This window comes from Solibacillus palustris, from assembly GCF_022549215.1.
GTDB classification, from domain to species: Bacteria; Bacillota; Bacilli; order Bacillales_A; family Planococcaceae; genus Solibacillus; species Solibacillus daqui.
The window spans coordinates 932,932-957,786 of record NZ_JAKZFC010000001.1 but is presented as its reverse complement, the minus strand read 5'-3'; the positions used below and the strand labels follow the sequence as shown (position 1 = coordinate 957,786).

Annotated in this window: 34 protein-coding genes, 1 pseudogene and 1 riboswitch; of the genes and pseudogenes, 14 read left to right on the top strand and 21 right to left on the bottom strand. The window is 37.5% G+C overall.

The window, feature by feature from the left end; all coding sequences use genetic code 11:
• Nucleotides 1–21: 21 nt before the first annotated feature.
• A complete protein-coding gene (locus LZ480_RS04485) occupies nucleotides 22–1,203 on the bottom strand; it encodes an acetyl-CoA C-acetyltransferase (RefSeq protein ID WP_241368176.1) in 1,182 nt (393 codons plus the stop codon).
• 173 nt (nucleotides 1,204–1,376) lie between these two features.
• Between LZ480_RS04485 and LZ480_RS04480 the strand changes: the two genes are divergently transcribed.
• Complete coding sequence (locus tag LZ480_RS04480; RefSeq protein ID WP_241368175.1) at nucleotides 1,377–2,330, top strand: alpha/beta hydrolase; 954 nt, start codon at nucleotides 1,377–1,379, stop codon at nucleotides 2,328–2,330.
• A 46-nt stretch (nucleotides 2,331–2,376) separates the two neighbouring features.
• Here LZ480_RS04480 and LZ480_RS04475 read toward each other — a convergent pair whose 3' ends face one another.
• Together LZ480_RS04475 and LZ480_RS04470 are read right to left on the bottom strand one after the other, a co-directional pair.
• A complete protein-coding gene (locus LZ480_RS04475; RefSeq protein ID WP_241368174.1) occupies nucleotides 2,377–2,850 on the bottom strand; it encodes an S-ribosylhomocysteine lyase in 474 nt (157 codons plus the stop codon).
• Nucleotides 2,851–2,991: 141 nt separating this feature from the next.
• On the bottom strand, nucleotides 2,992–3,210 hold the full coding sequence (locus LZ480_RS04470) for a YneF family protein (protein WP_241368173.1): 219 nt from the start codon (nucleotides 3,208–3,210) through the stop codon (nucleotides 2,992–2,994).
• Between the two features lie 217 nt (nucleotides 3,211–3,427).
• Between LZ480_RS04470 and LZ480_RS04465 the strand changes: the two genes are divergently transcribed.
• The 6 genes from LZ480_RS04465 to LZ480_RS04440 all read left to right on the top strand — a co-directional run bounded on the left by LZ480_RS04465 (nucleotide 3,428) and on the right by LZ480_RS04440 (nucleotide 7,241).
• On the top strand, nucleotides 3,428–3,775 hold the full coding sequence (locus LZ480_RS04465) for a lmo0954 family membrane protein (RefSeq protein ID WP_241368172.1): 348 nt from the start codon (nucleotides 3,428–3,430) through the stop codon (nucleotides 3,773–3,775).
• 17 nt (nucleotides 3,776–3,792) lie between these two features.
• Nucleotides 3,793–4,419 (top strand): PspA/IM30 family protein, encoded by a 627-nt coding sequence (locus tag LZ480_RS04460; RefSeq protein WP_241368171.1) that lies wholly within the window; start codon nucleotides 3,793–3,795, stop codon nucleotides 4,417–4,419.
• A 179-nt stretch (nucleotides 4,420–4,598) separates the two neighbouring features.
• A complete protein-coding gene (liaF, locus tag LZ480_RS04455; RefSeq protein ID WP_241368170.1) occupies nucleotides 4,599–5,273 on the top strand; it encodes a cell wall-active antibiotics response protein LiaF in 675 nt (224 codons plus the stop codon).
• Nucleotides 5,270–6,295: a sensor histidine kinase gene (locus tag LZ480_RS04450; protein WP_241368169.1), complete on the top strand. Its 1,026-nt coding sequence runs from the start codon at nucleotides 5,270–5,272 to the stop codon at nucleotides 6,293–6,295. The genes liaF and LZ480_RS04450 overlap by 4 nt, the downstream gene beginning before the upstream one ends.
• Nucleotides 6,288–6,917, top strand: a complete 630-nt coding sequence (locus LZ480_RS04445) for a response regulator transcription factor (RefSeq protein ID WP_241368168.1) — start codon at nucleotides 6,288–6,290, stop codon at nucleotides 6,915–6,917. The genes LZ480_RS04450 and LZ480_RS04445 overlap by 8 nt, the downstream gene beginning before the upstream one ends.
• Before the next feature lie 12 nt (nucleotides 6,918–6,929).
• The gene (locus LZ480_RS04440) at nucleotides 6,930–7,241 is read left to right on the top strand and encodes an acyl-CoA dehydrogenase (protein WP_241368167.1); all 312 of its coding nucleotides are present in this window, start codon (nucleotides 6,930–6,932) and stop codon (nucleotides 7,239–7,241) included.
• A 46-nt stretch (nucleotides 7,242–7,287) separates the two neighbouring features.
• Here LZ480_RS04440 and LZ480_RS04435 read toward each other — a convergent pair whose 3' ends face one another.
• Nucleotides 7,288–7,728: an iron ABC transporter substrate-binding protein gene (locus tag LZ480_RS04435; protein ID WP_241368166.1), complete on the bottom strand. Its 441-nt coding sequence runs from the start codon at nucleotides 7,726–7,728 to the stop codon at nucleotides 7,288–7,290.
• Between the two features lie 13 nt (nucleotides 7,729–7,741).
• On the bottom strand, nucleotides 7,742–8,434 hold the full coding sequence (locus LZ480_RS04430) for an O-linked GlcNAc transferase (RefSeq protein WP_241368165.1): 693 nt from the start codon (nucleotides 8,432–8,434) through the stop codon (nucleotides 7,742–7,744).
• Between the two features lie 305 nt (nucleotides 8,435–8,739).
• Between LZ480_RS04430 and LZ480_RS04425 the strand changes: the two genes are divergently transcribed.
• Nucleotides 8,740–9,354, top strand: a complete 615-nt coding sequence (locus LZ480_RS04425) for a hypothetical protein (protein ID WP_241368164.1) — start codon at nucleotides 8,740–8,742, stop codon at nucleotides 9,352–9,354.
• A gap of 61 nt (nucleotides 9,355–9,415) precedes the next feature.
• On the opposite strand, the gene LZ480_RS04420 is transcribed toward LZ480_RS04425, so the two are convergent.
• Nucleotides 9,416–9,739 (bottom strand): heme oxygenase, encoded by a 324-nt coding sequence (locus tag LZ480_RS04420; protein ID WP_241368163.1) that lies wholly within the window; start codon nucleotides 9,737–9,739, stop codon nucleotides 9,416–9,418.
• A gap of 111 nt (nucleotides 9,740–9,850) precedes the next feature.
• Here LZ480_RS04420 and LZ480_RS04415 point away from each other — a divergent pair, with 111 nt between their 5' ends.
• The 5 genes and pseudogenes from LZ480_RS04415 to LZ480_RS04395 all read left to right on the top strand — a co-directional run bounded on the left by LZ480_RS04415 (nucleotide 9,851) and on the right by LZ480_RS04395 (nucleotide 14,567).
• The gene (locus LZ480_RS04415) at nucleotides 9,851–11,296 is read left to right on the top strand and encodes a bifunctional metallophosphatase/5'-nucleotidase (protein WP_241368162.1); all 1,446 of its coding nucleotides are present in this window, start codon (nucleotides 9,851–9,853) and stop codon (nucleotides 11,294–11,296) included.
• 92 nt (nucleotides 11,297–11,388) lie between these two features.
• Nucleotides 11,389–11,919, top strand: a complete 531-nt coding sequence (locus LZ480_RS04410) for a hypothetical protein (protein WP_241368161.1) — start codon at nucleotides 11,389–11,391, stop codon at nucleotides 11,917–11,919.
• 12 nt (nucleotides 11,920–11,931) lie between these two features.
• A pseudogene (locus LZ480_RS04405) lies at nucleotides 11,932–12,189 on the top strand (flotillin family protein); the annotation flags it as partial.
• 486 nt (nucleotides 12,190–12,675) lie between these two features.
• Entirely contained in the window at nucleotides 12,676–14,244 is a 1,569-nt protein-coding gene (locus tag LZ480_RS04400) for a flotillin family protein (RefSeq protein ID WP_241368160.1), read from the top strand.
• Nucleotides 14,245–14,426: 182 nt separating this feature from the next.
• The gene (locus LZ480_RS04395; RefSeq protein ID WP_241368673.1) at nucleotides 14,427–14,567 is read left to right on the top strand and encodes a hypothetical protein; all 141 of its coding nucleotides are present in this window, start codon (nucleotides 14,427–14,429) and stop codon (nucleotides 14,565–14,567) included.
• 56 nt (nucleotides 14,568–14,623) lie between these two features.
• Here the strand turns inward: LZ480_RS04395 and LZ480_RS04390 are convergent, their stop codons facing one another.
• The 13 genes from LZ480_RS04390 to LZ480_RS04330 all read right to left on the bottom strand — a co-directional run bounded on the left by LZ480_RS04390 (nucleotide 14,624) and on the right by LZ480_RS04330 (nucleotide 23,704).
• Nucleotides 14,624–15,016 carry a hypothetical protein gene (locus tag LZ480_RS04390; RefSeq protein ID WP_241368159.1) on the bottom strand — a complete coding sequence of 131 codons (393 nt, stop codon included), beginning with the start codon at nucleotides 15,014–15,016 and terminating at the stop codon, nucleotides 14,624–14,626.
• Nucleotides 15,017–15,090: 74 nt separating this feature from the next.
• Nucleotides 15,091–16,161, bottom strand: a complete 1,071-nt coding sequence (locus LZ480_RS04385) for a branched-chain amino acid aminotransferase (RefSeq protein WP_241368158.1) — start codon at nucleotides 16,159–16,161, stop codon at nucleotides 15,091–15,093.
• 82 nt (nucleotides 16,162–16,243) lie between these two features.
• Entirely contained in the window at nucleotides 16,244–16,927 is a 684-nt protein-coding gene (locus LZ480_RS04380; RefSeq protein WP_241368157.1) for a hypothetical protein, read from the bottom strand.
• Nucleotides 16,924–17,418, bottom strand: a complete 495-nt coding sequence (locus LZ480_RS04375) for an ECF transporter S component (protein ID WP_241368156.1) — start codon at nucleotides 17,416–17,418, stop codon at nucleotides 16,924–16,926. The genes LZ480_RS04380 and LZ480_RS04375 overlap by 4 nt, the downstream gene beginning before the upstream one ends.
• A complete protein-coding gene (locus tag LZ480_RS04370; protein ID WP_241368155.1) occupies nucleotides 17,405–17,833 on the bottom strand; it encodes a bifunctional adenosylcobinamide kinase/adenosylcobinamide-phosphate guanylyltransferase in 429 nt (142 codons plus the stop codon). Before LZ480_RS04370 ends, LZ480_RS04375 begins: the two co-directional genes overlap by 14 nt.
• Nucleotides 17,785–18,381, bottom strand: a complete 597-nt coding sequence (locus LZ480_RS04365) for a histidine phosphatase family protein (protein ID WP_241368154.1) — start codon at nucleotides 18,379–18,381, stop codon at nucleotides 17,785–17,787. Before LZ480_RS04365 ends, LZ480_RS04370 begins: the two co-directional genes overlap by 49 nt.
• On the bottom strand, nucleotides 18,354–19,136 hold the full coding sequence (gene cobS / locus LZ480_RS04360) for an adenosylcobinamide-GDP ribazoletransferase (protein WP_241368153.1): 783 nt from the start codon (nucleotides 19,134–19,136) through the stop codon (nucleotides 18,354–18,356). The genes LZ480_RS04365 and cobS overlap by 28 nt, the downstream gene beginning before the upstream one ends.
• A gap of 3 nt (nucleotides 19,137–19,139) precedes the next feature.
• Nucleotides 19,140–19,682: a bifunctional adenosylcobinamide kinase/adenosylcobinamide-phosphate guanylyltransferase gene (locus LZ480_RS04355; protein ID WP_241368152.1), complete on the bottom strand. Its 543-nt coding sequence runs from the start codon at nucleotides 19,680–19,682 to the stop codon at nucleotides 19,140–19,142.
• A gap of 67 nt (nucleotides 19,683–19,749) precedes the next feature.
• Nucleotides 19,750–20,688: an ABC transporter substrate-binding protein gene (locus LZ480_RS04350; protein WP_241368151.1), complete on the bottom strand. Its 939-nt coding sequence runs from the start codon at nucleotides 20,686–20,688 to the stop codon at nucleotides 19,750–19,752.
• Nucleotides 20,678–21,232: a hypothetical protein gene (locus LZ480_RS04345; RefSeq protein ID WP_241368150.1), complete on the bottom strand. Its 555-nt coding sequence runs from the start codon at nucleotides 21,230–21,232 to the stop codon at nucleotides 20,678–20,680. Before LZ480_RS04345 ends, LZ480_RS04350 begins: the two co-directional genes overlap by 11 nt.
• Nucleotides 21,233–21,392: 160 nt before the next feature.
• Nucleotides 21,393–21,572: riboswitch (cobalamin riboswitch) on the bottom strand.
• A gap of 96 nt (nucleotides 21,573–21,668) precedes the next feature.
• Nucleotides 21,669–22,079 (bottom strand): Fur family transcriptional regulator, encoded by a 411-nt coding sequence (locus LZ480_RS04340; RefSeq protein WP_241368149.1) that lies wholly within the window; start codon nucleotides 22,077–22,079, stop codon nucleotides 21,669–21,671.
• On the bottom strand, nucleotides 22,076–22,942 hold the full coding sequence (locus LZ480_RS04335; RefSeq protein WP_241368148.1) for a metal ABC transporter permease: 867 nt from the start codon (nucleotides 22,940–22,942) through the stop codon (nucleotides 22,076–22,078). The genes LZ480_RS04340 and LZ480_RS04335 overlap by 4 nt, the downstream gene beginning before the upstream one ends.
• 15 nt (nucleotides 22,943–22,957) lie before the next feature.
• Complete coding sequence (locus tag LZ480_RS04330; protein ID WP_241368147.1) at nucleotides 22,958–23,704, bottom strand: metal ABC transporter ATP-binding protein; 747 nt, start codon at nucleotides 23,702–23,704, stop codon at nucleotides 22,958–22,960.
• A gap of 104 nt (nucleotides 23,705–23,808) precedes the next feature.
• Between LZ480_RS04330 and LZ480_RS04325 the strand changes: the two genes are divergently transcribed.
• Nucleotides 23,809–24,048, top strand: a complete 240-nt coding sequence (locus LZ480_RS04325) for an isopropylmalate synthase (protein ID WP_241368146.1) — start codon at nucleotides 23,809–23,811, stop codon at nucleotides 24,046–24,048.
• A 96-nt stretch (nucleotides 24,049–24,144) separates the two neighbouring features.
• Here the strand turns inward: LZ480_RS04325 and LZ480_RS04320 are convergent, their stop codons facing one another.
• Together LZ480_RS04320 and LZ480_RS19845 are read right to left on the bottom strand one after the other, a co-directional pair.
• Complete coding sequence (locus LZ480_RS04320; RefSeq protein ID WP_241368145.1) at nucleotides 24,145–24,459, bottom strand: DUF3889 domain-containing protein; 315 nt, start codon at nucleotides 24,457–24,459, stop codon at nucleotides 24,145–24,147.
• A 201-nt stretch (nucleotides 24,460–24,660) separates the two neighbouring features.
• Nucleotides 24,661–24,795, bottom strand: coding sequence for a hypothetical protein (locus LZ480_RS19845; RefSeq protein WP_255731186.1), 135 nt, complete (start codon nucleotides 24,793–24,795; stop codon nucleotides 24,661–24,663).
• Between the last annotated feature and the right edge of the window lie 60 nt (nucleotides 24,796–24,855).

Here is a 24,855-nt window from a genome sequence, read left to right as displayed (position 1 = left end):
TGTACTCACCTTTTTCATTTGTTAACGTTGTACGATTGTTGCTACCCCTTGACCACCACCAATGCATAGTGTGGCTAAACCATAGTTTGCGCCTTGCTTTTGCATTTCGTGTAAAAGCGTTACTAAAATACGTGCACCGCTTGCTCCAATAGGGTGTCCAAGCGCAATCGCACCGCCATTAACATTTAGTTTATCATGATTGAATGCTAATTCGCGATCCACAGCAATTGATTGTGCTGCAAATGCTTCGTTCGCTTCAATTAAATCTACTTCGTCTAGTGTTAAATTTGCTTTTGCTAAAGCTTTTTTTACTGCCTGAACCGGACCAATGCCCATAATTGACGGATCTACCCCTGCACTTGCGTTTGCAACAAGGGTTGCCATTGGTTTAATGCCGAGCTCAAATGCACGTTGCTTAGACATAACAACAACTGCAGCCGCGCCGTCATTAATCCCAGATGCGTTTCCAGCTGTTACCGAACCATCTTTTTTAAATGCTGGACGTAAGCTACCTAATTTTTCAGCTGTTGTGCCAGATTTCACATATTCATCTTGCGCAAATACAATCGGCTCCCCTTTACGCTGAGGAATTTCAACTGGTACGATTTCCTGTGCAAACTTCCCATCTGCAATTGCCTGTGCCGCTCGTTGTTGTGAGCGTGCTGCAAATGCATCTTGTTCATCACGCGTTATGTCATATTTATCGCATAAATTTTCAGCAGTAATGCCCATATGGTAATCGTTAAATGCGCACCATAAACCATCCTTAATCATTGTATCAATAATTTTTTGGTCGCCCATTCGGAAGCCTTCTCGCGCATTTTGCATAACATAGGGTGCCTGGCTCATATTTTCAAAGCCACCTGCGACAACGATTTCTGCATCTCCTGCTAAAATTGCCTGCGCAGCTAAATGGACTGCCTTTAAGCCTGATCCACATACTTTATTAATCGTCATAGCGGGTACAGCAGATGGCATTCCCGCTTGCATACTCGCCTGTCGCGCTGGATTTTGACCTGTGCCTGCTGCTAGTACATTACCCATAATGACTTCATCAACAAGTGCTGGTTCTAATTTAATTCGTTGTAAAGCTTCTTTTATAACGATACTACCTAATGTTGGTGCTGCAATATCTTTTAATGTTCCTTGGAACGCACCAATTGCGGTACGTACTGCACTTACAATTACTACTTCTTGTGTCATAAATCCGTTCCCCTTTCATACTCCACCCCATAGCAAACAATGTTGCTTAGTAAAAATTCTATCAAACATTTTCCATTTTTAACACCAAAGTTTACTAGCATTTTTTGGTACATTTTAGTTGATTTCTGTTCGGAGTTCATTGAATAATAAAATTATCAAGGGAGTGACTTCATATGAAAAAACGGACGTTATTTTTATCTGGAAGTATTGTGACAACATTACTTGCCGCTGCGACAACGGTAACAGGTGTTGTAATGACAAACCGCATTATGTACATTAAGAAAAAGGACGATGCGTTCATTTTAGAACGTGAAATTTCATCAAAACGTTTTGATGAAGTATGGTATGAAGGCTGTCCAAAAGAAATACTATCAATCGAATCACCAAACGGCTATATGATAAGAGGCATTTTTTTAAAACCGTTAGAAACGAAAAATACAGTGATCATCTGTCATGGCGTTACAGAAAACAAAATCAATTCGATGCGCTATGCCCGTATGTTTGAACATCTTGGTTTTAACGCGGTTGTATATGACCATCGTCGTCATGGCGAATCAGAAGGAAAAACGACGAGCTATGGGCATTATGAAAAATTTGATTTACAAGCTGTTGTTGACAAAGTACGTGAAGAAATTGGTCCTGATGGAATTTTAGGTATTCACGGTGAATCCATGGGCGCTGCGACAACGTTACTATATGCGGGGTCAATTGCTGACGATGCGGACTTCTATATTTCGGATTGTGCCTTTTCAAACTTCCCCGCTTTGTTAAAGGAGATTTTTGAAAATACGGTAAAGATTGATGCCAAATATACGATTTCATTCGCAGATTTTTTCATGCGTATTCGAGATGGCTACTCCGTAAAAGAAATAATGCCAGTCGATGCTGTCAAACATATTGAGAAGCCTGTATTGTTCATCCACAGTACACCGGACGATTTCATTCCTTCTAGAATGGCCGAGGAATTATACGAAGCAAAACCTGAGCCAAAAAGACTTAAATTATTTGATCAAGGGCCGCATGCGAAGTCATTTAATGAAAATCCCGATGATTATGAACAAGAAGTCGCAAAGTTTCTACATGATTTTGTACCTGCTTACCGCGATGAAACGGACACATTATCATAAATAAAAGCTGAACGCTACGATTTCATTATCGTAACGTTCAGCTTTTTTAGTCTTCATTAAAGATGATATGCCATTCCGCACGGTTGTCTAAAAACTCTTTCGCTAACGCCTGTGCCCCCTCTAAACTATGGCTCGCCGCCCAACCGCATTGCACCTCATTGCATGCTGGGACTGAAGTAGCCATTAACACATCTTGAGCTGTTTTTTCTAAAATAGTTAAAATTCCTTCATAGTCATCATAGTTGATGAATGATACATAAAAACCTGTTTGGCAGCCCATTGGTGACAGGTCTACTACTGCGTCGCTATGATTACGAATGCGATCAGCCATTAAATGCTCTAATGAGTGAAGCGCTGGCATTTCCATATGTGCTTTATTTGGTTGTTTAAAACGAATATCATATTTTGTTACAATGTCACCTTTTACGCCTTGTTTTGTACCAGCAAGACGGACATACGGTGCAACAACTTTCGTATGATCTAAATCGAAGCTCTCTACATTTGTTTTCTCAGTCGCCATCACTAAAACCTCCAAAAATATACTGTATCTAGCTTAGACTAGTTTTCAGACTGAATCAATAGAATATTCAGATTCTTTTAGTTACAAAAAGAAAAACTACCAGTAGCTCATCAATCAGCACTACTGGTAGTTGTCATTTTATTATTTATCTTGGAATTTGTTCATTTGCGACATCATCTGACGTACTTGCTTTTCAGATGGTTTGCGTCCCATTTGTGCCATCATTACACGAATCATTTGTTCGTTAATAGGTGGGTTCTCTTTTAAATACTTCATCATATATTGACGAGCTGCGTAGAAACCGATTGCAACACCCGCGATTAAAGCAATAATAATACCTAAAATCCATGCCCATGTCATTACTTGTCCAACCTCCTCCGCTACCTATGTACCGAGAAAAACTCTCCATGAAGGATTATACACTAAAAAGAATAGTCTTTCTATATATTTAATTTGAACAATTTAGACTTAGACACCCTCAGCCTCTAGACCTAGATGAAAATACAATTACAGGTCGTTATGAAAGAGTTGCATACACGGTACTATTAAGACATCAAATACAAGGAGGAACAATACAATGAAGAAGTTTTTCTTATATTCAGCAGGCTTTGTAGCAGCGATTATCGCGTTTGGTTTATTAGCACCGGTTGCCGGATTACTAGTATCAGGCTTACTACTTGCAGCAGGCTTACATTATTACACAGAAAGCACAAGTACTTTTGGAAAAGTAATGAGCTTAGTTGTCGCACTTGCTGGGTTAATAAGCGCATTATCAAACATCCCAGGCTTTATCGGTTTAGTCGCAATCGGAATTGTATTCTACATTTACAAATCACGTAATAACGAAAAGGTCGAAATTCTCTCTAAAAAAGATGACGATCCGTTTACAAATTTCGAACGCGAATGGGCTAACTTAAACAAATAATAAGGAGTGAATGCACAATGAAAAATTTATTAACAAAGTTCAAATACTCAATTCAAGCAGACTTACACGAATTATTCGATAAAAAGGTAGAAAAAAATCCAATCAAAATGTTAAACCAATACATTCGTGAAGCAGAGAAACAAACAGAAGAAACAGGTAAATTACTGGCACGCCAAGGTCAACTGAAAAAAGAGTTAGAAGTACAATTTTCACAAACAATTGATATGCTTGAAAAACGCGAATCACAATTAACACTTGCTCAAAGCACAGAAGAAGCTGAGTTAATTGCCTTTGCACAAGATGAAGTAGCTGCCTATACTACACGCAAACAAGCATTACTAACAAGTATTGATGCAGCAAACAACGAATACTTCGCACTTGAGCGTAAATTCGAAACAATGAAGCATAAAATTAAAGACATGAAAGTACGCCAACTGCAATTAATGGGTAAAGAAAATGTCGTACGTGCCAACTATCAAATGGATAAAGTGTTAACAACAAATAATGCCGATAATTTTGATGAGCTATCAAGCTATATTGACGACTTATCACAAAACATCGAGCGTAAATATGAAGTCACATCATTTGAAGCGCGCTTAGCACAATTAGATAAAGAGCAAAAACTAATCGAACAACCAAAATAATGGTATACTAGAGCAAATATACTAGCGCTTTAGCTAAACTAAGAGTCTCCCCCACTTATTTAAGTGGAGGACTTCTGTACCTGTCGCTTTGCTTTTGGTACAAAAAATTTTTGCTGAATCAAGTTCAAGGAGAAAGCCTTAAAATGCTTTCTCCATTTTGTACGTTAAGGAGGGACATCATGCCGAAGATTACAACCGATCACCTTGCTATCATTGTGATTTGCTTTGCCCTTGTCGTGTTAATCGAATTGACATTATTCAATAATGGTACGGTGTTTTTACTGATTATTGGTGCAGCCCTATTGTATTTTAGCTTTAAAAAGAAAAAGCAATACTTACTATGGGCTGGACTTTTCTTTTTATTTCTAGCTGTCATTAACATTTGGACATTGCGCCTACTGATTATTGGTACTCTTATTTTTTTACTGTATCAATATTTAACGAAAAAAGAGCAAGTACTAGAAATCAAAAAACATATAACGTCTATTGCGCAACAAAATCAGTTAATCGGTACTACAAATGCACCAACAGAAAGCTATCAGTGGCAGGATGTGCATATACAACGTTTTATTGGAGATATAACAATTGATGCGACTGAAACCATTTTACCACCTGGAAAGTCACTTATCGTCATTCAGCAGTCACTTGGTAAAATTCGGATTGTCGTACCCTACGAAGTAACCGTTCAATTGAATTATTCAACACTATACGGCCAAGCGACATGTTTCAGCTATGCACCAAAACAATGTGTGAATGAGCAATTAAAATTTGACGACGGCCCACAAGATGCAAAACGTATACTTGTCATCTATGTGACTACTTGGATTGGAGATGTGGAGGTGCAACGCGCATGATTGCCTTTTTAGTCCGCTTAACGATTCTCTTATTACTTTTTCTATCTTTTGCCTTCAATATTTTAGTTTTTTTATATGGCGCACCGCGGGAGGATACTTGGCGCTTTTTAATAGATAATCGCGAATTTGATCTGCCACTCGCTGCAATAATGGTCATTGTCGCAGCAAGCTTTAGCTTTTTTATTGCCATTTGGATGACTATTGCCGTAAAACTAAAGGAAAATCAAACGACACGTCTTGTTAAAAAGGTGGCACAGCCAGATTTTCCTCAAAAAGTGAAACATGCAAATAGCTCTTTAAAAAAAGCATTGCATGATGCAAACGAACTGATCGAAACACAGCGTTCATCATTACAGCGCCTAGCAAGTGAAAAGGTTGAAACAAACGATGCGATTGTTCAAGAACGCCTACTTGCCGAGCGCCAGCGTTTAGCACGTGAGCTACACGACTCTGTATCACAGCAGCTTTTTGCGGCATCCATGCTTCTATCTGCATTAACTGAGCAAGAAGCGAACGAACATTCACAAAAACAGCTAGCCCAAGTCGAGAAAGTCGTACAGCAAGCCCAACTTGAAATGCGCGCGTTGCTGTTACATCTACGCCCTGTCGCACTGCGCAATAAAAGCTTGGCAGAAGGATTAGAGGATTTAATTGTTGAACTTCAGGAAAAAGTGTACTTTAATATTGACTATCAAATCGAAGAAATTACACTAGGAAAAGCCGAAGAAGACCATCTTTTCCGCATCGCCCAAGAAGCATTATCCAATACGCTGCGTCATGCAAAAGCGAATGAAGTCGAGCTATTATTTATTGCGCGTGACGACTTAGCCATTTTACGCATTCAAGATAACGGCCTTGGCTTCGATAATGACGGTGATAAAACATCCTCTTACGGCCTACGCAATATCGCAGAACGTGCGGTTGAAATTGGTTGTACGTATAAAATTGTATCTGTTCCAAACAAAGGGACAATTGTTGAAGTAAAAGTTCCATTAAAGAAGGAGGAACAAACAAATGATTAAAGTAGTCATTGCAGATGATCATGAAATGGTTCGTATTGGTGTAGCCGCTTATCTTTCTGCGCAACCGGATATTGAAGTAATCGGAGAAGCATCGAATGGCCAAGAAGCAATAGAAAAAGCACTTTCCCTAAAGCCTGATATTGTACTCATGGACAACGTCATGCCTATTAAAAATGGGGCACAAGCAACTGCCGAAATTTTAGCAACCTGGCCGCAAGCAAAAGTGATGATGGTAACTAGCTTTATCGATGATGATAAGCTATATCCTGCATTAGAAGCTGGTGCCGTAAGCTATATTTTAAAAACAAGTAATGCCAAGCAAATTGCCGATGCGATTCGTAAAACGATTGCAGGTGAAACGGTACTAGAACCCGAAGCAACAACAAAGGTCATGGCGCGTATGCGTGGAATTGCTCCTGCACTACATGACCATTTAACAGAGCGCGAAATGGAAGTATTGCAATGTATGGCGCGCGGATTAGCAAATCAAGAAATTGCCGAGGAATTATTTATTGCCTTAAAAACGGTAAAAACACATGTTAGTAATATTTTAAGTAAATTAGAAGTTCAAGACCGCACCCAAGCCGTTGTCTATGCGTTCCAAAATGGACTTGTAAAATAAGGAGTTGCCTTTATGAATTATTCGTACGAAAACTTTGCCAAGGACGGTACTTTAACATTACTCGATCCATTATTCACATTGATATTAATCTTCAGTGCACTATTTGTTATTATCGTACTGCGTTTTGCGATTAATCCCAAAATTATGCTATTTATTGGCACGTTTATCATCCTTCTAAGTGCACAGCTATTCTATATTTCAGGAATTTTAGTTGATGAATTGAACTTAGGCGGCTCAAGAAAAGACTTTTATATGTTAATTGCCATAGTGGTAATTCAAGTTGTTTGCTTCGTGATAGCGTTTGTCAAATCAAAGAAAAAATAATGAAAAGCTCACAAAACGAATTTTCGTCCCGTGAGCTTTTTTCGTTTTATTTTTGATCGCCAATCAGTGTAAATAGAGGCTGTTTGATTGCAAGTAGCTGTTCGTGTGCAGCCGTTTGTTGCTCTTTTGTAGAGGCGTCATAAAAGGCTTGCAACGCTTTGTCTGCTTCAGCATAAAAGTCATACAAGCTATACTCACCTTTTTCCTTATTACCAAAAATATCGATAAACAGGCTTAGCTGGTATTGGAAATCCCTCTGCGCCATCACTAATACATGCTTGTTGGAATCTACTTGCACTTCATCATTTATAATATACGTTTGAAAATCAACAAGCTGTAAATATGACTTTTCGATTTCAGCTAAGTACTGCCCCTCTTTTTCATCACGCTTATTTTGATCCATCATTTGAATGAAAATGACTAAAAATAAAATAATCGTTAAATAAATCGAAATACCTTTCCATGACAAAAACTTTTTGCTCTTCATGCTGTGCCCCCGGTTAATTAAATAAATATTCCTTTAAATTTTCCAACGTTGAGTCGATACCATTTCGTAATGATATTTGGTCTTCACGACAAACTTCAATTGCTTTCTCAATCGCAATCAGCGCATTTTCTAAAAACGGCTCTGCTTGCAAATCTTTATATAACTGGGTTAAAACCAGTGCCTTATTCCAATACCAACGTGCATTTTGTAGGTCCAGATCAATGGCACGTTCTATGTAAGGTAATGTATCAAACGGCGACCAACTAAAACGATTCATCGTTTGCCCTGCAAAGCCATAATATAATGCCTTATTTGGATTATGCTTTACTGCTTGCATAAAGCAATGAATACTTTCATCGTAATGATGTGCCATTAAAAATAACTGCGCTTGTACGAAAAAGGATTCCGCTTTTCGCACATCATCTGATGTACGCGCGTCATTTTCAAGTTCTTTAATAGTTTGTGCAAATTGTCCTTCATCTTGAATCGCACGTAATTGTTCGACCTCATCTAATTCCTCATAGCTTTCATTAGCACGTTCTATACTCTGTTGAAGCTGTGCAGTTGGTTGAGGGAAATTTGCGTACTCATACTTCTCGAATATTACTAAATACTGTTTTCTACTTTCATTTGTTAGATCCTGTAGTGCTGCTTTATAGCTTTTTAAAAATTGACCATCGTAAAAGTATTGCTCCATGTTCATCATAAGTCGTATTCTCCTACCTTTTACCTTGTAATTTCAAAATTATTGATGTGAGTATTTGATGAATATTAATCTCTCAACATCATACAATATTAGGATTTCTAGTATTCATTTGAACTATATATTGCTTTTTAGATAATAATCTATCTAAAGTTGGCGATAATAAGAACAATCGTAAGACCTAATTGTTGGTTTTATTGATATTTCATAGGAAGTTTAGACAATAGATCATAACTTCACCAAAACTAGTAGCAATTTTATGTTAAAAAAAGAATTTGCTGAAGCAAGTTAAATGAGGTGGAAAATCTATGTATAATCAAATCACATTTGAGCACAGTTTATTTTTTATCAATGAGCAGTATGTCTTTGATTTCCAGCAATTAGCTGAAAAAATGAATCCCTTATTGAAGATACCGATTGATGATACTAGTTATTATAATATGAAAGATATGTGGATTTCTGCATTTAATTTTTGGGTGCTATTACATCGCGAAGAAGAAGATATTATCGAGTCTTTCGATAAAATACTCTACTATTCTTCGAACCATATAATGTTTAATGCGTTGAAAAATGATTACTATATTAATTATTTCCGCTCTCATCCGGACACTACATTAGAACATATCTATATTTTATCAATCCTACTAACAAAGCAAATAAATAATTGGTATGTAAAAATCTTAAAAATTGCTAATCAGCGCCCTTTAATTAAACGCAATCAGCAATGTCACTATTATTTAATGCATTTGCAAAGTAAGGAATTATTACAACCCTTTATGAAAGATCAAGCGATTCTAGTGAAAATTTTGATTCAGCATTTGAATTCTTCCAATGAATTTGAACTTCTCGTCAAAAAATGTTGTGACGAAGCAAGTTTCTTCTACCAAGACTTTATCAATAATAAATCGCATCAAACATTATAAAAGGAGCCTGTCGTTTACAAATCGACAGGCTATTTTTATTCTTAGACAAAATTGTTGCTTCTTATTTTGAAATGGAAGCTGCTACTTCAGCAATTACAATTTCAGAGCCTAGCATCGGTGACTCGCCCTGTGCACTAGGTCCACCCGCTGGACGTTTATGTGATTCTTTAAAGGCATCACTTTCACGCCATACAGCAAAATTCTCTTTCGTATCCCAATACATCACAACGCTCATCTCATCGTACTCTTCAAATTGAGTTGCAATTAATACTTCAACTTTTTGGAAGCCTTCAAATTGTTGTAATGGTCCTGGCTGTACGAATTTTGGAGCCATCATTGTTGCAAATCCTTTTTTTACTTTAATGCGATTTGTTACTGTAATCATGAAAATCACTCCTCCAAATTTTCTCTTCCTTTTCATTTAATCATTTTCACCACTATTGCGCAATAATTCGCGCTATAATAGCAACAACGAAGCACAAAGGAAGTTATGTACATGAAATTTTCAATTATCGCGACAAGTGACATACACGGACATACCGAACATTTTTCACAGCTCGCCTCTATGATTAATGACCGACAGCCCGAGCTTTTAATCGATAATGGCGATTTTTTGCAAGGAAGTCATTTAAGCTATTTTTATGAAAATATACAACGTTGTGAGCACCCACAAATCAGCATGGCCAATGCCCTACGATATGATGTGGCGGTTTTCGGGAATCATGAATTCAATTATCCCCTTCCTGCAATTGAAGCGATGCGTAATGCTTGTAATTTCCCTTGGATCGCAGCCAATATACAAGCATTCGCAAAAGACTATATTATAAAAGACATTCATGGAATTCGCGTGGCGGTCATCGGTGTTGTGACACATTTCACACCACTTTGGGATGAAGGCACAGCAACAAAATCTTTACATTTTGAGCAAGCCTTTGACGCTGCACAAAAAACTGTGAAACATGTACGCGCACACGAGCAGGTAGATTTCGTTATTTTATGCTACCACGGGGGCTTTGAACGAGATTTGCAGACCGGTCATCTGATTGATTTGCTAGAAGGCGAAAATGAGGGTTATCGCATGCTTCATGAAATTGATGGTATTGACCTTTTCATCACCGGACATCAGCATTTAGAAATTGCTACTAAAATAAATGGTATCTCTGTCGTTCAACCTGGAGCCAATGCTAAATGTTTTGCACAAATCGATGTAACAATCGAGGGCGGCAATATTAACCATAAACCAACTTTAGTTTACGTGGATGACTCATTACCTTCATTTACTGATGCCGCATTTGATAAGTGGAAAAATGAAATGATTGGCGAGAGCGCATGTGATTTACAATACAGCAATTTTTTCACACCTCGCACAATGCAAACTGATTATGTACAGCTTCTGCATGACATGCAAATGCACTATACGAAGGCACAGCTATCAGTTATCGAGCTTCCGTATCATCAAAACGGTGGATTCCCAAAGCAAATTACTCGAAAAGATGTGTTACATAATTTACCGCGCCAAAATCGACTTGTAAAAATTGAAATGACGGGTGCTGAAATTCGCGAAGCACTCGAACTAAGTGCCAGTGTATTCGCTATCAATACGCAAGACGAAATCGACTTTAGTATGAATGTCCATTACCCACAGCCACACCCTTTTGTTTATGATCTTTGGGGAGGCTTGGACTATGAAATTTGTTTAAGACATCCTGTTGGTCAGCGAGTTGTCTCATGTGAATATAATGGACATGAAATGCAAGACAACGAAATATTTAGTGTTGTCATCAATAGCTACCGAGCAACTGGTGCACATGATTATGCTATGTTTCATAAAAATCCTATTTACGAAACTAGCGAATTTGTCCCAAAACTAATGATGGCATACATTCAAAAAAATAGTCCCATACAAACACAAGTAAAAAATCATTTCCGAATGCGGAAATGATTTTTGTTTTAATATAAAAAATTTTGTTTTTTCTGAAACTTTATCCATTTTATTCCGTATAAGTAAGTAATGAAATCAAAGGAGGTGTTAAAATGTTTGGGTACTCATTAGAAGTGATTTACTTAACTATTTTAATCGCCATCGGCTGCTGTACGGTTTTGTATTTATTTTTCGCAGACATGGCAGATGTTTCGTTGGACACAATTCCTATTTTTGATCCATCCATTATTTTATCCTTCATTACTTTTACAGCCGCCGCTGGATACATTTTCGAACGCTTTTTATCCCTTTCAAGTATTATCAATCTTGCTATCTCTCTAATTATTTCGAGCATTTTTACCGCACTACTTTATTTTTTCTTACTTGTTCCACTACGCTCCGCCGAAGTTTCATTAGCCTATACTGATGCTTCACTTGAAAGTCAGGTTGCTCGAGTAATTGTCCCAATTCCGTTAGACGGCTATGGAGAAATCGTGATAGAAGGGGTAAACGGCATTATTGCAAAACGGGCTGCTAGTTATCATAATGTCGAAATTCCTTATGATACCCACGTTTTAATCATAGAAATTCGTGAAGGAACAGCTTTTGTAGCAATCTATGAAAACGAAGAATTTACATTTTAAAATACAAGGTAGATGTTTATGTTAGGTACACTTATTGCCATTGGGGTTGTCTTATTTTTAATTCTTGCAATTGTAGCAGTCTATATTATGAAATACCGCACAGCAGGTCCAGATGAAGCACTTATTGTTACAGGTAGCTATTTAAGAAGTAACAATGTACATACCGATGAATCGGGCAACCGCATTAAAATTATCCGCGGTGGTGGTACATTTGTATTCCCTGTTTTCCAACAAGCTCAGCCTTTAAGCTTGCTGTCAAGTAAACTTGAAGGCGAATACTAATAAAAAGAAGCAATTAATAGGAGCTTAGAACACCTTAATTAAAAGGGTTCTTAACTCCTTTTTGAAATTAAATTAAAAGCATATTATCGCTATTATGAAAATTTCCTACTAACATTATATCATCGTACAAGTTTCGGATTCACAACAAATTCATTTCCAGCCAATTGATAACGATAAAAGACATTTTGGCCATCCCAATCATTTCATCAAAACCTCTAATTTTTTCTTTTTTTAGAAATATTTTGAAACCAAATGTAATTCAAACCGTATAAATACTATAATTCACAATTTATTATGTGAATACCTCTAAATTTACGTAATTACAAGATGTCTTTAGAAACAATAGTTAAAAGTGGAAGTACAAAAAAACATATAATACTCCATTTTTAATTATCTAAATATTTAGAATAACCTTTGTTCAGCCCAATTACAAAGGTTCTTCTAATTAAATAAAAATTAAGGAGGAAATGATTTATGTTAGATGAGTTAGTCGGATTAGGTAGTTTAATTGCAGTAGGTGTTGTTGTTTTTTTAATTATTGCTATTGTGGCGGTATACGTTTCAAAATATAAAACAGCGGGAGCAGATGAGGCATTAATTGTAACAGGTAGTTATTTAGGTGGCAAAAATGTACACACAGATGATTCGGGGAATAAAATTAAAATTATCCGTGGCGGTGGTACATTCGTGTTCCCTGTGTTCCAGCAAGCAAAACCGCTTAGCTTACTTTCAAGCAAGTTAGAAGTAACTACACCCGAAGTTTATACAGAACAAGGTGTTAAAGTAATGGCAAGTGCCACTGCAATTATTAAAATCGGCGGATCAATTTCTGAAATTGCAACGGCTGCGGAACAATTTTTAGGAAAACAAAAAAGCGAGCGTGAAGGTGAAGCACGTGAAGTGTTAGAAGGTCACTTACGTTCAATCTTAGGTTCAATGACTGTTGAAGAAATTTATAAAAACCGTGATAAATTCTCACAAGAAGTACAACGCGTTGCCTCTCAAGATTTAGCGAAAATGGGCTTAATTATTGTTTCGTTCACAATCAAAGATGTACAAGATAATAATGGGTATTTAGATTCTCTTGGTAAACCTCGTATCGCACAAGTAAAACGTGATGCTGATATTGCGACAGCGGAAGCAGATAAAGAAACACGAATTAAACGTGCGCAAGCGGCACAAGAAGCTAAAAAAGCGGAACTTGAACGTGCAACAGAGATTGCAGAAGCAGAAAAAGAAAATCAATTAAAAGTTGCTGAATATCGTAGAGAGCAAGATATTGCAAAAGCTCGTGCCGACCAAGCATATGAATTAGAATCAGCACGTGCGAAACAGGAAGTAACTGAGCAAGAAATGCAAGTGAAGATTATTGAACGTCAAAAACAAATCGAACTAGAAGAAAAAGAAATTTTACGTCGTGAAAAGCAATATGATTCTGAAGTTAAGAAAAAGGCAGATGCTGATCGTTATGCCATCGAGCAAAACGCAGAAGCACAAAAAAGAAAAGAGCTTGCACAAGCTGATGCAGAGAAATATCGCGTTGAGACACAAGCACAAGCACAAGCTGAGCGTATACGCTTAGATGGTCTTGCCAAAGCTGAAGCTGAACGTGCTCAAGGTACTGCGGAAGCAGAAATTATCCGCCTTCGTGGTTTAGCAGAAGCTGATGCTAAACAAAAAATTGCCGAAGCGTTTGAGCAATACGGTCAAGCGGCTATTTTAGATATGGTTGTGAAAATGATGCCTGAATACGCAAAACAAATTGCAACTCCACTTGCGAATATCGATAAGATTACAGTAGTTGATACAGGCGGCGGTGAAAGCGGTGGTGGTGCCAATAAAGTTACGTCATATGCGACGAACCTCATGTCAACACTGCAAGAAACTCTGAAAGAAACGTCTGGGCTTGATGTGAAAGAGCTGATTGAAAGTTATGCAGGCAAACATACGCTACGTCCGGAGCTAGAGAAAATTGCTTATGGGCTTGAGAAAAAACAAACACCTGTAACAGTTGTAGAGGAAAAAGAAACAGTGGGGCAATAATGGAAATAGCTACCTGATACACTGTGTCAGGTAGCTATTGTTTTTATAGGAAATTTAAATTACCCTTAGTTAACTGCTCTTACAACACTGTTGATTTTTGATACTATCTTGTTACTTAGTTTGTCTTTTATCCACCCTAAACATTACTTCTATCAATTCCAGAAGTTGATTTGAAAAAGTAAATGTATGAGGGAGCAAATGGCGGTGCCGGAAAAGTGGCAGGCTATGCCACAGATTTAATGGCTTCTCTTCAAGAATCCTTAAAAGCATCATCAGGTATAGATGTAAAACAGCTAATTGAAAGTTATGTAGAGAAGAAATAATGAAAAGCCCGAAAGCACAAGTTCTACCGTGTTTTCGGGCTTTTCAGATATGCTAATTAATATTGTGACACTCTATCAAAGGAGGTTGGTACGCCATTCAATGAAATGTTTATTGTTTTAATTGTATTATCAGATTTAAACTTATAAACATAGCGAGTTAGCTTATTTTGTTCCTCACCTTCACGAAATAAAAACGTCATTTCCGAACCTCCCCCTTCACGCATTCCCGGTATGAAATCCATTTGTTTTGTTGTTTCGTAAATAATATAATAGGTATCATTTCCATTTGAAAATAACTGTAGCCCGGTGTCCTTCTCAATGGGATTATCTTTTAAAATTTTTTCTATTTTATTTGGTACCTTTTTTTCGATGGATATCGAAGTTGTGGAGCCATTTGTGCATCCACTTACGATGAGTAGACATAAGATGAAGAATAGAAGCTTTTTCAAAGTCTTTATCCCCTTTCGTAACTTTAGCAATAGAAAATGCAAGCCACATTTTAAAGCGACTTGCATTGTGTAGATTATAATTTAATTGTCCAACCAAATGGATCTTCTAATGTACCATATTGAATACCTAATAATGTATCATATAGCATCTGCGTTACTTCCCCGATTTGTCCATCATTGATAGCAATAATTTCATCTAACCATTTCAGCTCGCCTACAGGAGAAATAACAGCTGCTGTACCTGTACCAAATACTTCTTCAAGCGTACCGTTTTTCGCTGCAGTTAATACTTCCTCAAACGCAATCGCACGCTCTTCTACTGGGATGTTTTTCGATTTTAACACTTGAATCATCGAGTCGCGTGTAATCCCTGGTAAAATACTACCGTTTAATGCTGGTGTAATCACTTTACCATCAATTTTGAAGAAGATATTCATGCTTCCTACTTCTTCAACATATTTATTTTCTTTACCATCTAGCCAAAGTGTCTGTGAGTAGCCTTGTTGTGCCGCTAATTCAGAACCTTTTAAGCTTGACGCATAGTTACCTGCTGTTTTGGCTTCACCTGTACCACCTACAACAGCGCGTACATAATGCTGCTCTACTAAAATTTTCACCGGATTAATGCCTTCTTTATAATAAGAACCTACCGGCGACAGAATAATCATAAATTTATAGTTCTTTGCAGGATTTACGCCTAAATATGGCTCCGTCGCAATAATAAATGGACGAATATAGAGTGATGTACCTGGTGCAGAAGGAACCCAATCACGATCTACACGAATTAATTCTTTTAACGCATTTAATGCTAGTTCTTCATCAATTGCTGGGATACATAGACGCTTATTTGAATCATTTAAGCGTTTGAAATTGCGGTCTGGACGGAATAATTGTACTTCCCCATCTTCTGTCAAATATGCCTTTAAGCCTTCAAATACCGCTTGTCCATAATGGAAAACCATTGCAGCAGGACTTAATTCGATTGGAGCATATGCAGTAATTGTTGGGTTTACCCAGCCTTGCCCTTCCACATAGTCCATCACAAACATATGATCTGTAAATACTTGACCAAAGCCAAGCTGATCAGCAGGCGTTTTCTCTTTTTTATTTGTTATTAACTCCGTTGAAATTTGGTACGTTGTCATTGTTCATGCTCCTTAACTAAAAATAGATTGATACACTCTATCTTACCACTTTATTTTTAGAAAATTTATAATTTTTCAATATTTATTTAAAATATTTTTTTAGAGCAGTAATTTCATATATTGGCGCAGAGATTTTCTCTTTAAATGACTGTATATTTTGATGTTGTACCGCGACTAGTACTGCACAGGATGGCCCGGCAGAAGTATGTAACTCCACATCACTTGTATAGCCTTTGCCGATAAAGCGTTCGATTTCCGTTGCAATGCCCTTCGACCCAGTTGGCCAAATTGCTGCAATGGTTTCATCTACTAAGCCCTCATAAAGCTCATGTAATTTTGCTACTTTATTTGGATTAGCTAACACATCATTTCCAACAAGTGGCTCGCCTACAACAAAAAAAACACAGTCTTGTACCGTGCGTTGAAATTTTTTCTGACCAATAATCGTTAAAGACACGGCCGATTGTAGCGCTTGAAAATTGGACTCACTCGAACCAGTAAGTGGTGGCATGGCAAGCTTCATTTCATCAAATGCACGTTGAAAGCCCTGTTCGTAACTTGCCCAAACCGCATCCCCCGAAAAATTGGCCATTAATAATTGAATTGGCTGAGCACCTGCACAAAGCTGTTCTAATATTGCCGTACGCGCAGTGAAATAGGCAGTAATTTCGTCTGGTACGTGCACTGCGTCCAAATCTTTACTACCAATACAGCCAGAATTATCAATCGTCACGATGAATTCATTCACTTCAATTGCATTTCTCATGCATTCACCCCAACACGATGAATCACGGTTTTAAGAACTGGCATGACAACCGCCGCAATCGCAACATTGATTACAGTCGCAATGAATAATGAAGGCAATGCACCGATATAAAATGCTGGCGAAATTAAGAAATAAAACGGTAACGGTGAAATAATGCCATTCGCTACAATTGCAAAAACCCATTTCAAAAAGTGATACCCTTTTCGATGTAACCATGCAAAAACAGCTACAACAACAAACATCTCAATCGCAATTAAAACATGAAATACGCCAAGTGGAAATCCTGAAGTTAATCCTGTGGCAATATGTCCAAACGCACCTGCTGCTCCTGCAAAAACAGGTGGTAAAAATACCGCGCTAATAAAAGCCGGGGCCGAATCAAGTGCCGCAGTTGTAATCATTCCTACTGGCACTTTAATCATGCTGCCAATCACACAAATTGCGGCAATTAAAGCCGTTAAAATAATTAGTCGTAATTTATTTTTCTCCATAACTATCTCCTTTTAGTTGCTGAGGAATTCCATACCATACCCGCGTTACCGTGTCGGCGTGCGCACATAGTAATTGATACAAACGTCCACATGTATCTCGTAATTGACGTGCCTCTTTCTCTATTGGTACAATACCACGGCTCGTATCCGTACATATACAGTACAATAAATTATTTTGTGCCAGATGTTCAATTTGCTCAAATATTTCCTGCGCAATAATTTGTTCGGGTTGATTTAAAAAAGGTGCAATGATTTTTTCAAATTCACTAATAACAAGTACTTTCCCTGCATTTTCATACGATGAATCGGGTATTATTCCTTCAAAAAACACTACTTCTCTTTGTTTGAATTTTAAGACTTCTCTTTCTACATACGCACGTTTCCCGTTATGTGCGCCTCCGAGTATGACGTGCATTTCGTACCCCCAATAAAATCCTCAAGTGTTGCCCATTGTAACGTATAAATGGTCCGATGATTGGCCATCACTTGTTGAAATGTTTTTTCTTTAAGTCCAAATTGCGAAAGAAGTATTCGAATAACGCCACCATGCACAATGAAAGTGTAGTCTTGTTGTGCTTCAACGATTTGCATAAACGTCTGAACTACTCTCTGCTTAAATTGTTCAAAGCTTTCACCATTTGGCGGTGTTACATTGTACGGATCATCAATCCATGCACGATACATTTTATTATGTTGTAATTCTTCATACGTCTTCATTTCAAAGTCGCCAAAATGAAGCTCACGTAAACTTTGGTATGCTTTAAATTTTGCCTGCGGAAAATAGCGATTGGCAGTTTGTTCACAGCGCATTAAATCACTACCATAGACAATGTCTGGCTGCAAAATCGGTCTCATATTTACATTTTCAACAATTGGCTCATCCGTCCAGCCGATATATTTGCGCTTTATATTAGCATCCGTTTTTTCATGCCGAATTAAATGCACAGTAACGCTGTTAGCCATAAAACAACCTCCAAGCTTTCACCTAATGCACCGAGTAAATCCCCACTCATACCCCCAAAATTCCGATACGACCATTTACGGTAAATTACAACTACAGCTAGCATTATGGCTACTAAAATAAAGAAGCTATAAATCCCAGTATATATCAGCGCTGCACTCATTAGTGTAAACAGCACTGCGCTATAAATAATGAGCTGCTTTCTTACTACCTGCTCTTTAAAATAGGCGGCTAAACCTGTTTTTTTCGACGTATTCATTGTTACAAAATACACAAGCATCCCGATGCGCGCAATATATGGAATAATGACAATATACACAAGCATTCCTAACTGCCCTTGCGCTAGTGTTTCATAAACAAAACCAAGCTTCAACAAAAGTAATGATACAATCCCTAACACACCAAAAGCGCCTGTGCGGGGATCATCTAGCACTTGCAATCGCTTATCTTTATCACCATATGAAAAAAAGGCATCACACATATCGATAAAGCCATCTAAATGTAACCCACCAGTAAAAATAACCATGCCAATTACAAGTAAAATCGACAATAATAAATTGGATATGTCGCTATAGCTAACAAGTAAATACGCACCACAGCTTATCATTGCACCAATTACTAAACCAACGAGCGGTAAACTCGCATACATCCACGTAATCGAGCTTTTATTCATATCTAATTGCTTTTTTATCGGTATGAAAGAAAAAAACTGCCACGCTAATAAGAAACCTTGACTTGCATTTTTCAACCTGCTCACCCCCTATTTCCATCGTTGTACAAGTTGAAACTGTACTTCATAAGCTTCATGGCTATGCTGCACAAGCCATTGATGCAAGTTTCCTAACAACTTGCGATATAAATTCACTTCCTCATATTTTGAAGGCAGCTCGTCTAATACTTCATTCGATACAACTATTATTGTAGCACCTTGTACTTGCCAATTTTGCAATTGCTTTTGTAGGGATTCGATGCAGTTATTGATATATTCGCTACGATTTTTTTGCTGTTCACTTAAATAGAGCACATTTGAAAGCCATGTCGTAACACATTCAAATAATACAACATCATTTGATGATACTTGATTAATTTGTTGGGGTATTTCCACTTGCATTTCCACTGTTGTCCAATTGATTTCTTGCTGCATGCGGTCTTGCTGATGTCGTATAATTCGCTTTTTCATTTCTTCGTCAAACGCGGCACCCGTTGCAAAATAGTAATAGTGTTTTTCGTCCCCCAAAGCCAGGGCACGTTGCTCGGCATAGGCACTTTTACCACTACGTACTCCGCCAGTTATAAAGATCATTGTAGTCCACCTTTGCAAATAATTAAAAGAACACACCTACAATCAGGCATGTTCTATTATTATAAGCCTATTTAAATAATTCTGGGTATACGGCTTCTGCCATAATTTCTACCGCTTCACCTATACGTGGCCCCGGGCGAGACATAACATCTCCATCTACTAACACAACAGCCTTATCTGAAACAGCCTGAATTTGATCCCAGCCTGCACGACCTAAAATTTCATCCACTGCATTTTCCATATAAGTTGCTGGCGTAATAATTACTTCCGGATTACGTGTAATTACATCTTCTTCTGTTACGCTTAACCAGCTATTTTGATCTGCGAAAATATTTTCAACACCGGCTGTATTCATAATTTCTTGTTGGAATGTATCGCTACCAGTTGTCCAAATGGTTGGAGCTGGTGATACTTCATAGTACACTTTTTTCTTTGCATCTACTGTATCTGTTTTCTCTTGAACTGCTGCAATTTGTCCTTTAATGTCTGCTACGACTTCATTTCCCTTTTCCTCAACGCCCATTACTTCAGAAAGCTGAATGATATCTGTGTAGACATCGTCAAATGATGTAGCTGAACCGATGACAAACACCTTTAAGCCCGCGTCTTCTAACTGTGCAATTTGTGCCTCATCACCGGCTGTGTAAGCTACGACTACGTCTGGATTTAACTCAACGATACGTTCTGCGTTAATGACTGTTGACGTAGAAACACGTTCGATTTTTTGTGCCGCTTCTGGATATGTATCATAATCTGTTGCACCAACAATTTGAGCACCGACACCTAACTCAAATAAAATTTCTGTATTACTTGGCTGTAATGATACGATTGTTTCTGGTACTTCCTCGAAAGTTACTTCAATACCGCGGTCATCTACAACTGTGTAGGGACCATCCACCTCAGTTTGCTTAACTGGATCTTTTGATGCTTTTTCTTCGTCTGCTCCACATGCTGCTAAAAGTAGTGCTGCTGCAACAGGTGCAACCCATTTCATTTTAAAGTTCATTGTTTTGCTCCTTTTTCTTTTTCATTGGATAAGATTTTGAGGTAAAGACAATTTCATCACATTCGTGTTGCTTGTTCATGTACACAGCCATCACAAACAATACATTGGCAAGTAAGCCTAAAAAGTCGAATAAAATTTCAGGAACATCTCTTTCCTCACTTACTTTATGTAATGCGCGATATGATTTTTTCGCTTCACTACGGCAAATATGAAGACGGGCCGCGCTTTCTACCCCTTGAGGTAATAAAAACTGCTGTATGGATTCTTTTACTTCACTAACATAAAAATCATAACGATCGCTTAACCACTGTAAGTCATCTTCTGTAATCGCTAATTTTCCGCGCACTGAACCATTTACGTGATAAGCAAGCGGTTGTATGAGACGTAAATCTTCTAATACAATCCGACCGCGTTCATCATCCACTAATGTCGGAATAACCGCACCAATACGTGTCGTTAGTGAATCTGTACGAATTTCATAATCAACACAACTCGATTTTTCACGCATGAATGGATAGCACGAATAACGAATATCCTTCTTCAACTTTCTCAACCTCACTTCAAATTCATTGCTCTTTGAAATCTTAAGTGGAATGAAAAAAGCCACCCAGAAAATGGATGGCTTCATAAAATCAAAAAGGTATATTTAAAAACGCTCATTTGATGTATGGCTGCCGTACATTCTCTTTAATTCCGAAGAGGTGTGTTACGATCAGAAAAAGATTGGTCTCCTGGCTTAGCGCTTCACTTTAAACATAAGCACCTTCCCGCTTTTAGCAGTGGTATTTTGCTTACTTTCATCTACGCTTACAGTTACGGATATAGCTTCGGATTTACACCGAATTCCCATTTATGCACTAGGCATCTCTTTCTTGCAAACTATTCAATTTGTAAAGCTTACTTTATCATACTGATGAAATTATGCAAATAGTTTTTAAATTCACATCGATTTCATGGATTAATACATAAAATTTATACCTTTATAAGCAGCTTGGGCATTTTCCATATATTTCAAATTTATGAGCTTCTATTGCATAACCTGGCAGCTTTTCTCCGAGCATCTCCATCGGACACAGTGATAATTCCTTCACATTCCCACAATCGCGACAAATAAAATGATGATGGTGATGATCCGATTCGCAATGCATGCGAAAATTACGTTCACCATTTAGCTCAGTTTCTTCTAAAATATCTAATTCAACAAATGTTGCTAAGTTACGATAAATCGTATCAAAGCTCATGCCTGGGAAGTCTTTTTTCAGCACTTGCAGTAAATCACGGGCAGTCAAATATTTATCCGTAGCCGCAAACATACCCAAAATCAACTCTCGTTTATCTGTTTTTTTATAGCCATTGTCTTTTAATATTTCCCACGCGCGTGTTGTATTCACTGTGCTTCTTCCCCTTCCACCTTAGTTGATAATTTTAAAACCATTTTTTTAATGATTATGACAAACAATAAAATGATAATTGAAGTTACGACAATCGTACCACCTGGCGCTAAATTTAAATAAAATGCACTAACTAATCCTATTAATACCGCTAGTTCACCAAATACAATCGCTAAAATGATCGCCTGTTTAAAGCCATGTGCTAAACGCATTGCTGCTGCTACCGGTAATGTCATTAAGCTAGATACTAATAATATCCCAACAATACGCATGCTAGCCGCAATGACAAGTGCCACAACAACCATAAATAACAAATGAATCCATTTTGCTGGCAATCCACTTGCTTTTGCATATTCTTCGTCAAAAGATAGAACGAATAATTCTTTGAAAAATAATACTAAGAAAATCACCACGACAATCGCAATCGCAATGACAACAAATAAATCCTGTCTCGAAACAGCCGATACCGAGCCGAATAAATAGCTCATTAAATCTGTATTAAAGCCACTTGCTAGTGAAATTAAAATCGCACTAACCCCGATACCACCCGACATAATAATTGGAATTGCAAGCTCTTCATAGTGTTTATACAAACGTCGCAAGCGCTCGATTAAGATTGAACCACTTACCGACGCCACAATTCCTAAATAAATCGGATTAAGCAGCGCCAATCCGGCAAAAGACTGACTTATGTAAAGACTCCCAGCAATGCCTGCAAGCGTTACATGTGACAGCGCATCCGCGATTAGTGACAGGCGACGAACAACAATAAATACCCCCAGTAACGGGGCAATGACACCAATAATGAGCCCTGAGAAAAAGGCGTTTTGTAAAAATTCATAGTTTAATATTGCTTCGATCATAATGGCCTACTCCTCTTAATGAATCTTTCGAACAGTGTGACCGTTCCAGCTTTCAATCTGTTCTTCCGAAATCGTATCAAAATCATTTTTATAACCGTGGAAATGAATCGTTTGATTTAAGCATGCCACGTGGCTTACACGGTCAGATACGGTATCGACATCATGTGTTACTAAAATCATAGTCATTTTATGATGCCTATTTAAATGAGCGAGCATATCATAAAATGCTTGCACGTTTTCACGGTCAATCCCAACAGTTGGCTCATCTAAAATAAGTAGCTTTGGATCAGCTACTAATGCGCGCGCAATAAATACACGCTGCTGCTGTCCTCCTGAAAGCTGTCCAATATTCCGCTTCATAAATTGCTCCATGCCAACATCTTTCAAGGCCGCCTTCACTAAAAGGTCTGCATCTTTTGGATAACGCTTAAACAGTCCAACCTTTTGTGATAAGCCACTTTTTACTACTTCTTCAACGGTTGCCGGAAAACCAGAGTTAAAGGCATTAGATTTCTGTGACACATAGCCAATCCATTCGCGGTGTTTAAACTGGTTTGCTGGCTCATCAAATAATTTAATCTCCCCAGACATCGGCTTTAATAGCCCTAAAATCAATTTTAATAGCGTCGATTTACCCGAGCCATTTTGACCGATTAACGCCAAAAAATCGCCCTCGTTCACGCGTAAAGAAATGTTTTTTAATACTTGTGTGTATTCATATTGAAAGGAAACATCCTTCAATTCAATCAATGGTTTGTTCATTTTTTTCGCTTCTTTCTAATTCAAAATCATTACGATTTACATCAAATTAGTATAGTAGACTTTTTTTACAATGTAAAGGAAAGAAACTTGAAAGGAGAGCTATAATGAAGAATTTGGAATTGTTAAATAAATTACACCAAATGAGTGATGAACAACTTCAGCAATTCGCCCAAAAAAAAGATATTGAATTAACATTGGAGGAAATTAAAAAACTGCGTAAAATCATGAAGCACGCCAATATTAGCTGGGCAATTACCGGTATTCCAAATGAAGTATTACAAAAATTGCATAAGTTACTTGGTGAAAAACGCTATAAAAAATTAATGAGGCTAGTTGGGATTTAATTCATAAACCCCAACCAAATAAAAGTACAAATTATAAGGAAATCAATGAAAAAAATTAAAGCAATTGCACATACTTCAATATAACAACGCTAGTTATCATTCAATCATAACCAACTTTTCTGTTTTAGTAACAAACACTATGCTTACAAATACACCAAATTCTTTGTCGCCCTTTTTTAACCATAACTTAAACTTTTCAATAGTTACGGTTTCTTTTAATTCGCTTCCTTGATGCAAATAATCAATAATTTTCGCATCAGGATATCTTTTTTGTGTTTCTTTCATGGCGAGTATGCCCCACTTCGCATAGGCAGGTGCTTCTTGCTGGGCATTAACTATTGGTAGCGTGTGTAATGGAATAAATAAAGCCGTTATAAAAACAATACGTACAACATTTTTTTTGAATATCATTGACCTTCTCGCCTCTTTTATAGCTTGCGCAACTTAGGGGAAATCAATCGGGGACTTCTGTACCTGTCGCATTGCTTACGGTACAAAAAGAATTAGCTGAATCAAGTTAAACTAGCGTTCGCTCAGAAATAACAACAAAAATAGATGCTCCTGAAGTTTTACCTTTCCTTCTTGGAGCATCTATTTTCTTACCATTTTTATTTACTGCTTAGGTTTTTGAACATTATTATGAATTACTGCGTTGAATTCTGGTGCATATTCTTCACGCTTGTTGTTAGTTTTAGGCTTATCATCTTTCTTTTTCTTTTTAAAGCTTGTTTTACCTTTCTTCGCCATTCTTGTCCACCTCCATTATTTAATCAATAACGCCACAGTGTAATGATGTCCTGATTTTTT

Excerpts from the sequence above, each read along its gene's own strand:
- LZ480_RS04485 (WP_241368176.1), bottom strand. The coding sequence starts at position 1,203 with ATGACACAAGAAGTAGTAATTGTAAGTGCAGTACGTACCGCAATTGGT.
- LZ480_RS04480 (WP_241368175.1), top strand. The coding sequence starts at position 1,377 with ATGAAAAAACGGACGTTATTTTTATCTGGAAGTATTGTGACAACATTA.
- LZ480_RS04475 (WP_241368174.1), bottom strand. The coding sequence starts at position 2,850 with ATGGCGACTGAGAAAACAAATGTAGAGAGCTTCGATTTAGATCATACG.
- LZ480_RS04470 (WP_241368173.1), bottom strand. The coding sequence starts at position 3,210 with ATGACATGGGCATGGATTTTAGGTATTATTATTGCTTTAATCGCGGGT.
- LZ480_RS04465 (WP_241368172.1), top strand. The coding sequence starts at position 3,428 with ATGAAGAAGTTTTTCTTATATTCAGCAGGCTTTGTAGCAGCGATTATC.
- LZ480_RS04460 (WP_241368171.1), top strand. The coding sequence starts at position 3,793 with ATGAAAAATTTATTAACAAAGTTCAAATACTCAATTCAAGCAGACTTA.
- liaF (WP_241368170.1), top strand. The coding sequence starts at position 4,599 with ATGCCGAAGATTACAACCGATCACCTTGCTATCATTGTGATTTGCTTT.
- LZ480_RS04450 (WP_241368169.1), top strand. The coding sequence starts at position 5,270 with ATGATTGCCTTTTTAGTCCGCTTAACGATTCTCTTATTACTTTTTCTA.
- LZ480_RS04445 (WP_241368168.1), top strand. The coding sequence starts at position 6,288 with ATGATTAAAGTAGTCATTGCAGATGATCATGAAATGGTTCGTATTGGT.
- LZ480_RS04440 (WP_241368167.1), top strand. The coding sequence starts at position 6,930 with ATGAATTATTCGTACGAAAACTTTGCCAAGGACGGTACTTTAACATTA.
- LZ480_RS04435 (WP_241368166.1), bottom strand. The coding sequence starts at position 7,728 with ATGAAGAGCAAAAAGTTTTTGTCATGGAAAGGTATTTCGATTTATTTA.
- LZ480_RS04430 (WP_241368165.1), bottom strand. The coding sequence starts at position 8,434 with ATGATGAACATGGAGCAATACTTTTACGATGGTCAATTTTTAAAAAGC.
- LZ480_RS04425 (WP_241368164.1), top strand. The coding sequence starts at position 8,740 with ATGTATAATCAAATCACATTTGAGCACAGTTTATTTTTTATCAATGAG.
- LZ480_RS04420 (WP_241368163.1), bottom strand. The coding sequence starts at position 9,739 with ATGATTACAGTAACAAATCGCATTAAAGTAAAAAAAGGATTTGCAACA.
- LZ480_RS04415 (WP_241368162.1), top strand. The coding sequence starts at position 9,851 with ATGAAATTTTCAATTATCGCGACAAGTGACATACACGGACATACCGAA.
- LZ480_RS04410 (WP_241368161.1), top strand. The coding sequence starts at position 11,389 with ATGTTTGGGTACTCATTAGAAGTGATTTACTTAACTATTTTAATCGCC.
- LZ480_RS04400 (WP_241368160.1), top strand. The coding sequence starts at position 12,676 with ATGTTAGATGAGTTAGTCGGATTAGGTAGTTTAATTGCAGTAGGTGTT.
- LZ480_RS04395 (WP_241368673.1), top strand. The coding sequence starts at position 14,427 with ATGTATGAGGGAGCAAATGGCGGTGCCGGAAAAGTGGCAGGCTATGCC.
- LZ480_RS04385 (WP_241368158.1), bottom strand. The coding sequence starts at position 16,161 with ATGACAACGTACCAAATTTCAACGGAGTTAATAACAAATAAAAAAGAG.
- LZ480_RS04380 (WP_241368157.1), bottom strand. The coding sequence starts at position 16,927 with ATGAGAAATGCAATTGAAGTGAATGAATTCATCGTGACGATTGATAAT.
- LZ480_RS04375 (WP_241368156.1), bottom strand. The coding sequence starts at position 17,418 with ATGGAGAAAAATAAATTACGACTAATTATTTTAACGGCTTTAATTGCC.
- LZ480_RS04370 (WP_241368155.1), bottom strand. The coding sequence starts at position 17,833 with ATGCACGTCATACTCGGAGGCGCACATAACGGGAAACGTGCGTATGTA.
- LZ480_RS04365 (WP_241368154.1), bottom strand. The coding sequence starts at position 18,381 with ATGGCTAACAGCGTTACTGTGCATTTAATTCGGCATGAAAAAACGGAT.
- LZ480_RS04355 (WP_241368152.1), bottom strand. The coding sequence starts at position 19,682 with ATGATCTTTATAACTGGCGGAGTACGTAGTGGTAAAAGTGCCTATGCC.
- LZ480_RS04350 (WP_241368151.1), bottom strand. The coding sequence starts at position 20,688 with ATGAACTTTAAAATGAAATGGGTTGCACCTGTTGCAGCAGCACTACTT.
- LZ480_RS04335 (WP_241368148.1), bottom strand. The coding sequence starts at position 22,942 with ATGATCGAAGCAATATTAAACTATGAATTTTTACAAAACGCCTTTTTC.
- LZ480_RS04330 (WP_241368147.1), bottom strand. The coding sequence starts at position 23,704 with ATGAACAAACCATTGATTGAATTGAAGGATGTTTCCTTTCAATATGAA.
- LZ480_RS04325 (WP_241368146.1), top strand. The coding sequence starts at position 23,809 with ATGAAGAATTTGGAATTGTTAAATAAATTACACCAAATGAGTGATGAA.
- LZ480_RS04320 (WP_241368145.1), bottom strand. The coding sequence starts at position 24,459 with ATGATATTCAAAAAAAATGTTGTACGTATTGTTTTTATAACGGCTTTA.
- LZ480_RS19845 (WP_255731186.1), bottom strand. The coding sequence starts at position 24,795 with ATGGCGAAGAAAGGTAAAACAAGCTTTAAAAAGAAAAAGAAAGATGAT.